The 14413-nt window shown below is 53.1% G+C and carries 12 protein-coding genes; 6 read left to right on the top strand and 6 right to left on the bottom strand.

The window, feature by feature from the left end; translation table 11 throughout:
* Positions 1-130 precede the first annotated feature (130 nt).
* From JNJ77_17250 to JNJ77_17240, 3 genes are all read left to right on the top strand, one after another.
* Complete coding sequence (locus JNJ77_17250; GenBank protein MBL8824337.1) at positions 131-592, top strand: RidA family protein; 462 nt, start codon at positions 131-133, stop codon at positions 590-592.
* Between the two features lie 3 nt (positions 593-595).
* Positions 596-1504, top strand: a complete 909-nt coding sequence (locus JNJ77_17245) for a UbiA family prenyltransferase (protein MBL8824336.1) — start codon at positions 596-598, stop codon at positions 1502-1504.
* 185 nt (positions 1505-1689) lie between these two features.
* On the top strand, positions 1690-3594 hold the full coding sequence (locus tag JNJ77_17240; GenBank protein ID MBL8824335.1) for an ABC-F family ATP-binding cassette domain-containing protein: 1905 nt from the start codon (positions 1690-1692) through the stop codon (positions 3592-3594).
* A 127-nt stretch (positions 3595-3721) separates the two neighbouring features.
* Here JNJ77_17240 and JNJ77_17235 read toward each other — a convergent pair whose 3' ends face one another.
* Positions 3722-5122: a UDPGP type 1 family protein gene (locus tag JNJ77_17235; GenBank protein ID MBL8824334.1), complete on the bottom strand. Its 1401-nt coding sequence runs from the start codon at positions 5120-5122 to the stop codon at positions 3722-3724.
* 9 nt (positions 5123-5131) lie between these two features.
* Positions 5132-6427 (bottom strand): DUF1015 domain-containing protein, encoded by a 1296-nt coding sequence (locus JNJ77_17230; GenBank protein ID MBL8824333.1) that lies wholly within the window; start codon positions 6425-6427, stop codon positions 5132-5134.
* Between the two features lie 31 nt (positions 6428-6458).
* Here JNJ77_17230 and JNJ77_17225 point away from each other — a divergent pair, with 31 nt between their 5' ends.
* Entirely contained in the window at positions 6459-7166 is a 708-nt protein-coding gene (locus tag JNJ77_17225) for a YggS family pyridoxal phosphate-dependent enzyme (GenBank protein MBL8824332.1), read from the top strand.
* Positions 7163-7468 carry a YggU family protein gene (locus JNJ77_17220; GenBank protein ID MBL8824331.1) on the top strand — a complete coding sequence of 102 codons (306 nt, stop codon included), beginning with the start codon at positions 7163-7165 and terminating at the stop codon, positions 7466-7468. Before JNJ77_17225 ends, JNJ77_17220 begins: the two co-directional genes overlap by 4 nt.
* 404 nt (positions 7469-7872) lie before the next feature.
* Here JNJ77_17220 and JNJ77_17215 read toward each other — a convergent pair whose 3' ends face one another.
* From JNJ77_17215 to rnc, 4 genes are all read right to left on the bottom strand, one after another.
* The gene (locus JNJ77_17215; protein MBL8824330.1) at positions 7873-8823 is read right to left on the bottom strand and encodes a DUF255 domain-containing protein; all 951 of its coding nucleotides are present in this window, start codon (positions 8821-8823) and stop codon (positions 7873-7875) included.
* On the bottom strand, positions 8810-10357 hold the full coding sequence (locus JNJ77_17210) for a hypothetical protein (protein ID MBL8824329.1): 1548 nt from the start codon (positions 10355-10357) through the stop codon (positions 8810-8812). The genes JNJ77_17215 and JNJ77_17210 overlap by 14 nt, the downstream gene beginning before the upstream one ends.
* 147 nt (positions 10358-10504) lie before the next feature.
* Positions 10505-10813, bottom strand: a complete 309-nt coding sequence (locus JNJ77_17205; GenBank protein ID MBL8824328.1) for a hypothetical protein — start codon at positions 10811-10813, stop codon at positions 10505-10507.
* Between the two features lie 105 nt (positions 10814-10918).
* Positions 10919-11635: a ribonuclease III gene (gene rnc / locus JNJ77_17200; GenBank protein ID MBL8824327.1), complete on the bottom strand. Its 717-nt coding sequence runs from the start codon at positions 11633-11635 to the stop codon at positions 10919-10921.
* Positions 11636-11834: 199 nt separating this feature from the next.
* On the opposite strand from rnc, the gene JNJ77_17195 reads away from it, so the two are divergent.
* Entirely contained in the window at positions 11835-14396 is a 2562-nt protein-coding gene (locus JNJ77_17195) for a DUF853 family protein (GenBank protein MBL8824326.1), read from the top strand.
* The last annotated feature ends 17 nt before the right edge of the window (positions 14397-14413 follow it).

Below are 14413 nucleotides of genomic sequence, written 5' to 3'. Positions count from 1 at the left end.
TGACCCTGCTGGATATGCAATGACTCAGTAGTTTCGCAGGGTCATGCATGAGTACATGCATAACCGTGCCACAACTGCCGAGTATTTCGAGTGTTTTTGAAATAATCTGATTCCTTTTTTGGGAGCCATCATGGACGCCGATAAACGCCTGCAGGAACTGCATCTGACATTACCGCCCACCGGCAAGCCGATGGCGGTGTATAAGCCAACGGTACAGGTTGGAAATATTCTGTACGTCTCGGGGCATGTGCCTGTACAAGCCGATGGCAGCCTGATCAAAGGCAAAGTCGGCGCTGAACTGACTCTGGAACAGGGACAGCAGGCAGCCCGGCAAGTGGGTCTGACAATCCTGGCTACACTCAAGAACAGTCTGGGTTCGCTCAACAAAATCAAGCGGCTGGTTAAGTCATTCGGAATGGTCAACTCTACATCCACGTTTTACGACATCCCGAAGGTTATTAACGGCTACAGTGAATTGATGAAAGAAGTCTTCGGTGATGATGCAGGTGTGGGTGCACGCAGCGCAGTGGGCATGGTGAGCTTGCCCAGCAATGTTGCAGTGGAAATTGAAGCCATTTTTGAGCTGGTGTAGTGGATGCTCAAAGCCTGGGCCCAACTGGTTCGTTTGCCTAATGTCTTCACCGCGCCGGCGGATGTCATCGCTGGCGCTGCGCTCAGTTTGTTTCAGCCACACAAGCAGAATGGCTTGCCTGATAACATTGTCTGGCTGTGTCTGATCTCTGTCTGTTATTACATGGCAGGGATGATCCTGAACGATGTTGCTGATGGCGAAGAAGACCGCAGGGAACGTCCGTTCCGGCCATTGCCTTCGGGACGCATCAGCAAGACGACTGCAATCACTGCAGGCACGTTGCTGATGGCAGTTGGTTTGGTCATCGGTTTTTGGCAGTTGCCTGCTGGCTACACGTGGCAACAACTGTCACCGGTGGTGGGTTTGCCAATGCTGATTTTAGCCTATAACTTTTTGTTTAAGAACACCTGGTTGGGGCATATCGTGATGGGCCTGTGTCGCGGTTTCAATCTGCTACTGGGTACGATTATGGTAGCGGATCTAAACGGCCCGTGTTACGCGGCGGCATGTGTCAACACACTCTACATCATTGGCGTGACTTACATAGCTTTTGAAGAAACAAAGATGTTGCATCGGAAAAGAATGCTATTGGGGTTACTCATGATCTACTTTTCCACAATCATTCTTGCTGGATTCTATCACCGTTATTTCGATTCTGTTGAAATACCTCCGCATATACCAGTGACAAACTATCTGGTTATTCTCCTGCTGCTGATGCCTGCGTTAATCTGGATACGAGCTGTGGATAAACCTATTCCATCAAATATTGGGCTGGGTATCAAGTATTCCATCCTCGGCTTGGTTGTTATCAATGCAATTCATGCAACGTATCCACTCGGCTACCCGGGGCTTCTGGTATTGCTATTCCTCATTCCTGCCCTGTTTCTTGGTAAATTCATTTACTCAACCTAGTAGAAGCGGCTGAAAGCCGCGATAGTAGACGCGGCTTCCAGCCGCGTCTGCTGAGGTGTGCGTCAATCAACGTTGATCTTAGCTTTCCTGATCGCTGGAATATTATTCATTGCTGGAACTGGGTTTGGGCGCTCATCTCTCGCTGACGCGGCTGGAAGCCGCGTCTACTTTCATAACATATCACGATGCTTGTTTTCAGTTGCAATAATCTGTCGAAGGCTTACGGTGGCCGGACTCTGTTTTCCGAGATCAGTTTCGAACTGTACCAGGGAAACCGCATTGGCCTGGTCGGGCCTAATGGCGTGGGTAAATCGACACTGCTTCACATTCTTGCCGGGGTGGATGAATCGGATTCGGGCGAATGCACACTGCATGCGGGGGCGCGGTCGGCTCTCCTGGCTCAGCAGCATCATATTATCGAAGGTCGAACGCTGATCGAAGAAGCCCGCACTGCCATGCAGTCACTGCTCGATGCCCAGGAACAACTCGTCCGTATCGGTGAGCAACTGGCCAGCGCTGGTGAAGCGGAACACAAACGGCTGACCGCACAGTACGACCGGCTCAACGAATGGCTGTCGCTGCACAGTGGTTACACCATAGATCATCAAGTTGAAGAAGTGCTCCACGGCCTGGGCTTTGTCGATGCCGATTTCAACCGCGTGCTGACCAGTTTCAGCGGAGGACAGCAGAGCCGGGTGATGCTCGCCAAGCTGTTGCTCTCGGCTCCCGATGTTATGCTGCTTGATGAGCCGAGCAATCATCTCGACATTAAGGCGACCGAGTGGCTGGAAAGTTATCTGAGCCGTCAGCGGGAAGCGATGCTGGTTGTCAGCCACGACCGAACGTTTTTGAACAACGTCGTCAATTCGATTTTCGAACTGTCGCCGCGGGGCATCACCAGTTACCCTGGCAACTACAGCGCTTACGTTCGCCAGCGGCAGGAACGGTACGAACTGGCACTCAAGACTTACGAAGCGCAGAAGGAAAACATCGAAAAGCAGGAGGATTACATCAGGCGGGCCAGTTACGGGCAACTGGCCAAGCAGGCCCAGTCACGCATGAAGATGCTCGACAAGATAGAGCGGGTCGAAAAGCCGGTGCAGTTCAGCGGCCCACACCTGAAGTTCAATACATCGCGGCGGCCTGGCGATATCATCGTGGAAGCAGAGCACATCAGCAAAACGCTGGGCGATAAAAAGCTGCTGAACGATGTCAGCTTTCAACTGCAGCGTGGCCAGCGACTCGGCATCATGGGGCCTAATGGCTGTGGCAAATCGACACTGCTGAAACTGATGCTGGGCGAATTGAAGCCTGATGCCGGTGAGATCAAGCTCGGCCACCAGGTGGATGTTGGGTACTACGACCAGCATCTCGAATCGGTGATGGATGAGATGACGGTGATCCGTGCCGTCTGGCCACCGGGCGACGCCACCATCACCGAGCAGCAGATGCGGGACTTCTGTGCCAGGTTCGGACTGACTGGTGAAATGGTTTACCACAAGGTAGGCAGCCTGAGTGGTGGCGAGCGCAGCCGGGTGGTGCTGGCCCGCATTGCAGCACTCAACGTCAATGTGCTGGTGCTCGATGAACCGACCAACCATCTGGATATCTGGGCGTGTGAATCGCTGGAAGAAGCATTGGCGGAGTACGAAGGCACGGTGATTGTGGTGAGCCATGATCGAACGTTTTTGAATCGCGTGGCCCAGATGCTGATTGTTTTCGAAGATGGCAAAGTGCATGTAGTTTATGGCAACTACGATACCTACCGGGCGTTAGCCGCCCAGCAGGTTCCTGTCAAAGCCAAAGGCAAAGAGAAACCGGTGGAAGTGGTGACGACGGCTGGTTCCTCCATCGGCAAAGTGAAACGCAAACGGCAATTTCCTTATCGTAAGACGACAGACCTGGAAGCTGACATTGCCAGCCTGGAGGCAGAGATACAGGACATGGAAGCCCAACTGGTGCAGCCCGAGGTCTACAAGGATGGCATGAAGGTGAAAGAGTTGATGGCTGATCTGGAGGAGGCGAAAGGTCGCCTTCCCGCGCTCTATGCCCATTGGGAAGAGGCGGTGGAGTTGAATACGAATGAGTAGGGATTGCCGTGGGTCACGATTATATCGTGACAGCGCCGAGCGCGTTCAAAAAGTACTTTCGCCGGTAATTCGTTGATGAGGTTTCTACATTTCGCACGAACCGGCCCCCGGCTTAAAGAGCCGGGGGCTAAATGTTTTTGAGGCGCGGGGCGCTTCGCCATTTAATGATGGTTTCCGGCGTGTAGCGTTCCAGGTCGTTCATATCCAGAATCACCAGTGGCGACAGTTCGTGCCAATGATCGATTTTCAATTCGATGCCGCATGCGCACAGCCAGGATTGATATCTATCAGACAGTGCTTGCTTTACAGTGAAGGGCGAGTTGTCGCCTTCGGCATTTTTGAGTGGCTCAAATTCAAACGCTCTCGTTGTTTCCACCGCCAGCACGCGGTTGGCGAGGGGGAGTGCATCGAAAATGAAGCGTTCGTATTTCACGGCATTGGGCGATGATGGCTTTTGCGGTGTGCCTTGCTCATCCACATAAGGAACACTCTTGCGTGCCAGGTGGTAAGGCAACGTGATGTCACCGTGGGCCAATCGCTGGAGAAATGACAGGTCAAACAGGTGAATAGCCGGGCTGCCTGCCCAGAAACGGAGTTGGCCTGACTCATCCGTTTGCTCAGCGAGTTCCGCAGGCAGTTCGGTGTACTCAACGATGCGGTATTTGCCATCGAGTTCAACAAGGTTGCCCATGCGTTCCTGGGCGTTGAGCTTGGCGACCACTTTCAGAGACATGTCGGCCTGTGCGTTCAGATGCATGCCCAGGAATTGTTCTTCGCCAATCTGCACCAGCGGGTTATCGACCTGAAAGTAATAACAATGCCTAATGCCTTGCGACTGCAACTGGTTCAGTAAGCCTGCGGCATCGAGCGCTTCGATGACTCCGCCGTGCCCGTTGGGACTGAGGGCTAACTCATCTTTGGCACTCAAGAGCATTTCACCGGTCGATGCATCGAGAGCAGGCAACATGCCCTGCACGAAGAAGGTCACTTGCTCCGACTTCAAACCAAAGTGATGATGTTGTGCAAAGAACTCCCTGGTGGTCTGGTCGTTTTCTTCGCTCGTCATGATGAGGAAGGGGATATCGACCTGGTGTCTGCGGCCAAGGGCAAGAACTTTCTCAGCATGAATCTGAAACAGGCTGCGCTGGGTGACCGGGCCAATGGGATACGTGCCCTTGGGGCCATCGTGCCCCAGGCGAGTGCCCTGCCCGCCTGCGACCATGATGACAGCGAGTTGTCCCTGACGAATGGCGCGGGCGCCTACTTCACCTGCCTTGCTCCATGCTCGGATTTCTTCATCGGTTTCCGGCATACGTACGATGTCTGGCACACGGCAACGATGAAAATCGTGATGATCGGCTTGCCGTTTGGAAAGTTGAAACAGTTCGGCAATGTTGGCCAAATCCAACTGCTGCAATTGATGGATCAGCTTTTGCTGTTTCTTCGCCGACAAACGCGCGAGCCTGTGGACGATGTGTCCCTGGCCAGACTGCTGTAGCCTTTGCTTGAGTTCATCGGAGAGAGGCATCTGTGCGTCCTACTTCAGTGAATGAAACACCAGACCTGTAAGTAGTTTAGGATAGAAATAGGTGGATTTGGGAGGCATCTTCTCGAGTTGGCCAGCGATATCGGTTACATGCTGCATGGTAGCTGGTGGCACCAGGCAGGCCAGATCGAGCGAACCGGCACGCTGAGCCTGCTGCACTTCGCTCAGAAGATGCACATACTGGCATACGGGTTTGCCTTGATCCTGCAGCAGATGATTGAGCACCACTTCATGCAACCGGCTGACAGCGAGGCTACGCCAGGCATCGCTTTGTCTTGGTGTGAGCTGAGCCATCAACTCATCTGACTGGAAATGGGCCAGGAGCCAGGTGTTATCTGCCTGGGTGCCAAAACCGAGCACATCTTGTGAACCATCCATCTGCATCCGTTCCCAGGTTTCCAGAGCGGCCGATTCACCCTGGCCGATGATGTCGACTGTGAATTCTGGTTCCAAAAGCGTTTTCAACTGTTGAGATCGCAGGCCCTGAATGCCCTGCACCAGGCGATGCGTTGGCAGTATGAGCAATCCCGGATCACTCATACCCACCAGTGCCATCAGGATGAAATTCGCAGGATGTTCCGCAGGCAACGGTCCCTGCTTTTTGATCAGCTCATCACGATAACGAATAGCAGTTTCATAGCGATGGTGGCCATCGGCAATGAAGATCGGCTTATCGTGCATCCAGCCGGCGATGTCGCGAATAGCCAGAGCATCCTGCACAGGCCAGAGTTGGCTGGTGACGCCAAGGTGATCTGTCGCCTCCATCGGCAGGGTTCGTTCCACCACGCGGTCAATTCGGTTCTGCACATTTTGATCAGGATCGGGGTACAATCCAAACACCGGACTGAGGTTGGCATGAGTTGCCTGCATCAGGCGGTAACGGTCTTCCTTGGGACCGGAGAGTGTCTGTTCGTGTGGATAGATTTTCCCTTCGCCGAATCGCTCCAACTGTACGCGTGCGAAAAACCCTTTGCGAACGTAAGGCACACCTTCGACCGTGTAATGCTGATGCAAAGCATAGATGGCAGGCTGGCCTTCGGTAAGGAGCACGTTTTCGAGCTGCCAGTGTTTCCAGAGCTTGCCTGCCCGCAGATATTTGTCGTTTTCAGTATCGCTCTGTTCGGTGCGGTTCAGTTCGATGCGGATGATGTTATGCTGATGCTTGTCGTACAGTGTATTCTGCAGTGATGAATCAATCACATCATACGGCGGTGCCACCACGTTACTGAGTGTGCCGACGTGTCCCAGGTTATAGCGAATCCCGCGAAAAGGTTCTATCATGGCCATGCAGACATTCCTCCATCAGGAAGGTCATCTTATGAGCGAGTCGGACAACGTCTTGCAACGATTGCAGGAGAATGCAGCAGTTATTGAGGAACGTATCCAGCAGGCTTGTCTGCGAGCCAGGCGGCCAAGGCATGCAGTAACCGTGATTCCGGTGACGAAATATGTGGATACCGCAGTTATTCGCAAAATGCAGCAACTGGGGTTCCATGCGTTTGGCGAAAGCAGGCCGCAATCGTTGTGGGAGAAGGCTGCTGCTGTTCCGAAAGCATCCTGGCACCTCATCGGGCATATGCAGCGGAACAAAGTGGAGCGCACGCTTCCGCTGGTTACGCTGATTCATTCCGTAGACAGCCAGCGTTTGCTGCTGGCGATTGAAGAAGAAGCCAGGAAGATCAACCGTGTGCAGGAAGTGCTGCTGGAACTGCACATGACCGATGAAGAAACGAAGACGGGCATAGCTGAGAAAGAGTGGCCGAGCATTCCAGACTGGCTGGCTGAGTTGCACCATGTCAAAGTCACCGGGCTTATGGGCATGTCGGCGTTGCAGTCTGATGATGCTCATGCACGTAAAGTTTTCGCCAAGTTGCGCCATCAGGCGGAAACGATGCAGTTGCCTTCGCCACATGAATTGAAGCACCTCTCGATGGGCATGACGCAGGATTTTGAAGAAGCGATTCAGGAAGGGGCAACGCTGGTACGGATCGGTTCAGCCTACTTCGAAGGGATGCCTGAAAGGTGAATGCGTTTCTAACCCAACATGCTGATGGTGTGGTGTTATCAATTCGGGCCAAACCTGGCGCCAGGCATGCAGGCATTCAAGGCGTGCATGGGACACAACTCAAAGTCTCACTGCATGCACCACCGGAGAAGGGTAAAGCGAATGAGGAACTGTTGGAACTGTTGAGTAAGTGTCTTCAAGTGAAGGCAAATTGTCTGTCTCTTTTGAGTGGACAAACAAGTCAGAACAAGAAAGTGTTGATACGCGGTATAGATCTGGTTAAACTGGAACATCGACTGCAAGCCGCCGTAGTGAAGCACTAAATATACCGTACAACGAGTTGGAAGCGATATGGATGGTATTTGACATTAGATCGATGAATGATCACACTGATTCAGCACGTCAATAAGTTAGCAATGTTCAACGCAGCCCTCGAAGAGGGCGACAAGATGGTAGCTGGCTGCGCAAGCTGCCTGGAAAGGAGCTCTTCGTTACCAGAGCCCTGATAAGGGCGATTGGGAGAGCGTGACCCAGTCCAATCGCCCCTGGTGGGGCTCTTGAACAGATTAACACACTTACTTGCAGCTCGCGCTGCAAGCTACCACCCGGTCGTCCCTTGCGGGACTGAAGGTATCAATCCGCTGGCTGCCAGCCATTACCCCGATTAATGCAGAAACCGTTGCTATTTCTCTCCCCAAAAGAGAGGAGACAGCGAAGAACATTATTGCTATCGAGCAGGCTTGATGGCTTTCCACTTCTGAAAAGCTACGGTGGTCAGGAAATTATCGGGAAAGCGGGTCATCACTTGTTGCCATTGTATTTTGAGGGTCTGCTGCTGTTTGGATGACGGGGGTTGACGTTCCCATTCGAGTGCTGATTCAATTAACTTCAGGCAGTGCAGCGATTGATGAACGTCATCTGCCACGGGCAGCCCCTCGGCCAGTTGTCTGGCTTCTTCTAGAGCCAGCAGCGCCTGTGGATAGAGGTTTTCACGGACCAGGCGGGCTGCATCGCGCATTTTTTCACGAGCAGGCGATTCAGCATTATCCATCATGTCGATCGCATGGCGTTTCTGCGCACCATATCCTTGCAGCTTGAGTAAGGCTGTCCATGTCGAGGCAATACGTTTTGCATCTTTACTGGTGAGTGCTGCCTGCAGTATCTGCCCCAGGCGTTCTGCTTCCTTGATGGATGCAGGCGTCATGGCAAGTCGTTTATCTTCGAGACATTTCTTCAGCCAGGCCAGCATTTCCGCTTTGGGCTGCCTGTGCACGCGCCAATCGATGACTTCACGCCTGGGCGTCAGGATCACTTGCATAGGTGTCTTATCCTGAGTATACCCTTTTGCTTTGACCAACTGGTCCAGATCAGGTGGCAGCCTGGTGTAGTCAGCAGCGTAGCAGACGAAGTAACGGTCGAGCATGCGGACAATATCGGGGTCGCGCAGAGCTTCCTGGCAATAGAAGGGAGTATCCTTGCAGTCGGTACGTGTCATGTGAATGAAGAGAGGCTTACCGGACTGAAGAGCTTCCTGCTGAGCCTGCGGCCAGGTTGATCGCCAGCGAATGAAACCGAGGTCATCAAAGAACGGATGAGGGCCAGCAAGTAACGAAACTGGCATCAGGCAAGCGAGTAAGCCAGCCAACAGCATAGAAAAGCGTGGCTTACTGAGCATCACGCTCCAACTCCTCCTGCATCTGTTCGAGCGCTTCGCGGGCACAGGAAGCCAGTTCAGGTTCTTCTTCATCCACCAGCATGTCGAGTTCGGGCCAGAGAAGTGTGATGCCTTCGTCGGCGATGGCCTGGATGGATTCCACTACTACTTGCCTGTTTTCGCTCGCCAGGCCCTGGCGGAACCACTGTAGTGCTTGTCGTTCGCCGAGTCTGGCAAGTGCAGCTCTTGCTGCATGGCGCACTTCGCCATGATGATCGTAGCGGGCATCCTGCAGATACATGAGGACGGAATCGCCCGTCATGGGCATCCACCAGCCCATACTGCTGAGGGCAGATGAGCGAATGAGCGAGTCGCCTGATCGAACGCCGAGCATGAGCAGTTGCTCGGTTTTCATTCCGGGATGGTATCGCAAGGCAATCAGTGCCGCTGCCACCAGACTGGGTGATTCGAGATGCTTCCTGATTCTGGGATGACGAGGCACTGCCAACGCCTGGCTGACCATGCCTTGCAGATAAGTGGTTGCTTCTTCAGTCCTGGACCAGCCGAGAGCGAGTACAGCCTGCTCCGAAACAGCGAGTGCAGGCTGGCTTTTGATCAAATGCACCAGGCTGGCGCCAGCATCGGCACGCAGTTCATGAATGGCGTAGATCCAGTCGGCTCTTTCGTTCTCGGCGAACTCATGCAGCATGCCAGGCAATTGCTCGCGAGCACGACTGGCATAGTCGATCAACTGATCTTCCAGCAAGGCCAGACGCGACATCTGCCATTCGTATGCTTCCTTCTCAAAGACATCGCCTTCGAGTTCTTCAGCATACTGGTGAAACCGGCGCAGCAGTCTCTGGACTTCGCAGAACAGCCTGACGAGAAGAGGATGCATTTCCTGCTGATGCTTATCCCAGACTGTTTCAATCATTTCTCCCATGCGGGCTTCTGCCAGAACATGGGCAGAGATGCCACAGCGCAGCCCTTCCAGGGCGCGATGCAGTACGCGGATGGCAGCTTTGCCATGTGCATCGTGAAAATCCGTCAGGTAGCTTGGGAAGGTTGAAAAGGCAATCAGTTCCGATGCATAGAAGTGCACGAGCGGAAAATCATCCGAGTGGTTTACCCGATCAAGAAGCAGTGGCAGGCTTTCATCGTGGGCAAGCATACGCAACGAATGTGCGATATCAATCCAGTACCAGGCCTGTTCCAGTGGGTCATCAATAATGATGCGGCTCAGTTGCCTTTCCAGAATGGCACAGGCTTCTTCGGTGCCCAGCTCTGCCAGGGCACGGACACGGACGACATACGACAAACCTGGAACCAGGGTAGCTTCGATGCGCTGGAACTGTTCTTCCTGCAGCCATTGCTGATACCGGTTGCGAGTCAGTTCCAGTTCATGTTCATCGAGCCCTCCGCCGTTGAACAAATCGAGATGCTGCTGACTGACCAGCGACATCGGTTCCTGTTCACTTTGGCTTAAATACCAACGGCGATACAGGTATCCCAGAAGGATGCCGAATAACAGGATGAGGGATATCCAGACAAATAACATCAGTTAACCTGGTCTATCGCAAAAGGCGTTTGTAACCACGCCTTTCGAATTTCATTTGATCCATCACATCGGCTGTGGATGGCTCACCGTATCGTACATCATTTTACCGGTTCATTGATCACAAAAATTGATAATTTTAGAGGTTAGCTATTTTGCCGAGTTAACAGCCATTGCCTTCAGAATTTCTTCCTCCAGTTGTGTTTCTCTGACCAGGGATGAATCGCCCCAGCCTGTCATGGCACGGTAGATTCCAGGCGATTCGCCCAGTTCGCCAGGCAAGGTGCTGGATTTCAATTGCCTTTCAAGGCTGTCACGAAAAAGGAGTGGGAGACAGGATTCACAAGACAGCCCATAGGTCTTGAGTTCGCTGCTGGTGCCATGACTCCAGCGGGCAGCAATTTTGTATTGGGCCAGGTGGGTGCACTCTTTGCCATAACAGCGGACGGGATAGTTCATCGTGTCAGAAAATCCTTTAAATAGCTATGCAGTGATTTGGCACGGTTAGCGTGAGTACACGCAAACCGTGGCACCCGACCCGCGTGATATCACATCTGTTGTCACTCAGTCACCAGCATAGGGGAGTGGGTCGCCGTTCAGTTCGGAGAGTGCATTCAGGGCTGCTTTCTGTTCGGCATCCTTCTTCGTTTTGCCCCAGGCAGGTGGGAAGTGTTGTTTGCCTATACTGGCTGCTACTTTGAAGCATTTGTTGTGCTCGGGGCCTTTTTCATCGAGCAGGATATAGGTCGGAGAAACGCCGGTTTCACGCTGACTCCACTGCTGCAGCTGTGATTTGTGATTCTCTGCAGTGGTATTGAGAGCTACCTGGTCAATCTCTCGCGACAGATGCTTCAACACAAATGCCCTGGCTTTTTCGTAGCCGCCATCGAGATAGATCGCAGCAATGATGGCTTCAAAAAAATCAGCCAGCACATTGGCTGGCATATCGGTCTGCATCCCCTTCCCGATCATCAGAAACTGGTGCAAGCCCAGCGCCTGGCTGATGGCAGCACAGGTACGGCGTGAAACTACTACCGACTTGATCCGGGTCATCTCACCTTCGGGAAATGTGCTGTATTGCGTGTAAAGTTGTTCACACACAATCAGACCTAGCACGGCATCGCCCAGGAACTCCATGCGTTCGTTGGAAGAAAGGCGTGAATTGGCACCGGAGGAATGGGTCAAGGCAGAACGCAACAGGTCCGGCTTCTGGAAACGGTAGCCCAGCACCGCCTGACAGCGATCGAGAATATCTACTGAAGGTGAAACTGCGTTAGCCATGATCGTGAAGGTTAACGCAGGTTAATCGCGAGGTCAACGGCCTTGTCGTAATTATACCCTGTTAGAAATGACAGCATTCTCACACCATCTTATCTGCTTAAACCCTGATGAAAGCGTAGCATTCTTGGTATTGGAATTCGCCGTTGATCCACGCTATGCTATCATTGACCTGTTGGTTCTTTTTTGTCTGAATCAGGCTATGCCAGAAACCACCGCCGCCAAACCAATTGTGGATATTGATCCACCCGCCTGCTTTTATCTGGGCAGGGAATACAATCTGAAATCCAAAGAGATGGGCAAGAACGTCATGTACGATGCCCACTGGCTGACTACGCATGGCGTGGTGGTCGGCATGACGGGTTCAGGCAAAACTGGCTTGTGCGTTTCCCTGCTCGAAGAAGCAGCGCTCGATGGCATCCCGTGCATTATCGTTGATCTCAAGGGTGACTTGTGCAACCTGCTGCTGACCTTTCCCGAACTGAAGCCTGATGACTTCAAACCCTGGCTCGATGAAGAGATCGCCAAGCGAAAGAAAGTGACGATTGATCAACTGTCGGAGCAGACTGCTGAGCTCTGGAAGAAGGGGCTCGGGGATTGGGGGCAGCAACCGGATCGTGTTCAGCGATTGAAGGATGCAGCTGAATGGCGGATATACACACCCGGCAGTGAAGTAGGCCGACCGGTTTCCATTCTGCAGAGCTTTGCAGCACCACAGGGCGACCTGACACGCGAAGAACTGAACGAACGGGTGGATTCCACGACAACTGCTCTCCTGGGACTGACGAAGATCAGCGGCGATCCACTGCAATCGCGTGAACACATCCTGGTTGCCAACCTGCTGCTCAATGCGTGGACCAAGGGGCAGGACATGGACCTCGCCCGCATCATCAGCCAGATTCAGGACCCACCCATTTCACGCATTGGCGCTTTTGAAGTGGATACTTTTTATCCACAGGCTGAACGATTGAAACTCGCTGTTGCCTTGAACAACATCCTGGCATCACCGAGCTTTGCGACCTGGATTCTTGGCGAAGGACTCGATTTCGACAAGATACTGCGGTCACCCGAAGGAAAGCCCAGACAGAGCATCTTTTATCTGGCCCATCTGGAAGAATCGCAGCGGATGTTCTTCCTGACGCTGCTGCTTTCCGAGTTTCTGAGTTGGACGCGAAGCCAGCCTGGCACCAACAGCCTGCGTGCCTTGCTCTACGTGGATGAAGTATTCGGCTATCTGCCGCCACATCCGGGCAACCCGCCGAGCAAGCAGCCTTTCCTAACCTTGCTCAAACAAGCTCGTGCATTTGGTGTTGGCGTTCTGCTGGCGACACAGAATCCGGTGGATCTCGATTACAAAGCGTTGACCAATGCGGGTACCTGGTTTGTCGGCAAGCTGCAGACCGAGCGGGATAAGGCTCGACTACTTGAAGGCCTGCAGGGCGTTGCCAATGCAGCGGGCACCCTGGCCGATAAGTCGGAACTGGACAAAACCATCTCGGCCCTGGGCAACCGTGTTTTCCTGATGAACTGCGTGCATGAAGGCAAGCCTCGTGTGATGCATACCCGCTGGGCGCTGTCATATCTGGCTGGCCCGATGACGCGGGAACAACTCAAGAAGCTGCCGAGCAGCGTGCTGAAGGATGATCCAGGCAAGACTGGCACTACTGCATCTGGATCAGGCAACATCACCCTGACAAAAGAAGGCGGTTGCAACAAGGCATCATGTCCGGCTGCCAGCCTTCCTGCCACGACCAAGTTCTGTTCCGAATGTGGAGGAAAACTGGTTCCCAAGACTGCTCCTGCTGAAGTTGCTTTCAAGAAAGAAATGCAGACGCAGGTCAGTCAGGCGGATACCAACCATGCCTCGCATGTCGCGCCGATTTTAAGTGTGGGAGTTACCCAGTATTATCTGAAGCCGGTGCCACTGGCATCGCGACCGGGCCAGACAGCATCAGCCAAGCTGGTTTATCAACCATGCCTGCTGGGTGTGGGACAGGTCAGCTTGACCAATAGTAGAGCTGGCATCGTGGTAGACCGGACTTATCGTCTTATCTGCGATGCTCCCGAGTCGGGTCAAGGGGCAAAATGGGGCGAAGCTCAGAGTGTGGGAGATGCTCTGAACTCAACTCCCGAATCGGTGGAAGCATCATGGCAGGATATTCCGAAGGGACTGAATGATGTGAAGCGACTGAAAGATCTGCAGAAGGAATTCAGCGATTATCTTTACAACAATGTCGATTTCACGGTGTTTCATAACAAGGGGCTGAGCCTGACGAGTGAAGATAACGAAACCCATGAGGCATTTCTGGAGCGATGCAAGAATTTTGCTCAGCAGGAAGCAGAAAAGGAAGCGGCTGAACTGCTGCAACGCAAAGCAGATCAGGAAATGAAATCCCAAAAATCTGCCAGCACCATGACGACAGCTCAACAGGAATACAACCGACTTGCACAGCAAGGCACTTCGATTCTGGGTCAGCTGTTCAACTGGAACCGAAGCCAGCAGCAGGAAATGCAGAAAGCCGATGCAGGCCGCCGGTATTATGAAGCAAAAAGTGAATTTGATGCAGCCCAGAAACAGGTACAGGAACTGACCGAACAGATGAGCGTCATTGCTGATAAATGGAAGCGCAAGGCGTTTGCAGAACTGAAGGAAATCAAGTTGACTGCCAAGCGCAGTGACATCAAGATATCGCAGTTCGGCATTGCGTGGGTGCCTTACTGGAATGCAGGTGGTCGGCTGGTGGCAGGTTTTGCCAAACCCTGACGGAAACGTGAGAAGAC

The organism is Planctomycetia bacterium (assembly GCA_016795155.1).
Taxonomy (GTDB): Bacteria; Planctomycetota; Planctomycetia; order Gemmatales; family HRBIN36; genus JAEUIE01.
Note: the sequence above shows the minus strand (reverse complement) of the source record. Positions and strands in the feature narration are given on the sequence as shown.

Coding starts and splice junctions, on each gene's coding strand:
- JNJ77_17250 (MBL8824337.1), top strand. CDS start 131: ATGGACGCCGATAAACGCCTGCAGGAACTGCATCTGACATTACCGCCC.
- JNJ77_17245 (MBL8824336.1), top strand. CDS start 596: ATGCTCAAAGCCTGGGCCCAACTGGTTCGTTTGCCTAATGTCTTCACC.
- JNJ77_17240 (MBL8824335.1), top strand. CDS start 1,690: ATGCTTGTTTTCAGTTGCAATAATCTGTCGAAGGCTTACGGTGGCCGG.
- JNJ77_17235 (MBL8824334.1), bottom strand. CDS start 5,122: ATGCCTCTCTCCGATGAACTCAAGCAAAGGCTACAGCAGTCTGGCCAG.
- JNJ77_17230 (MBL8824333.1), bottom strand. CDS start 6,427: ATGGCCATGATAGAACCTTTTCGCGGGATTCGCTATAACCTGGGACAC.
- JNJ77_17225 (MBL8824332.1), top strand. CDS start 6,459: ATGAGCGAGTCGGACAACGTCTTGCAACGATTGCAGGAGAATGCAGCA.
- JNJ77_17210 (MBL8824329.1), bottom strand. CDS start 10,357: ATGTTATTTGTCTGGATATCCCTCATCCTGTTATTCGGCATCCTTCTG.
- JNJ77_17205 (MBL8824328.1), bottom strand. CDS start 10,813: ATGAACTATCCCGTCCGCTGTTATGGCAAAGAGTGCACCCACCTGGCC.
- rnc (MBL8824327.1), bottom strand. CDS start 11,635: ATGGCTAACGCAGTTTCACCTTCAGTAGATATTCTCGATCGCTGTCAG.
- JNJ77_17195 (MBL8824326.1), top strand. CDS start 11,835: ATGCCAGAAACCACCGCCGCCAAACCAATTGTGGATATTGATCCACCC.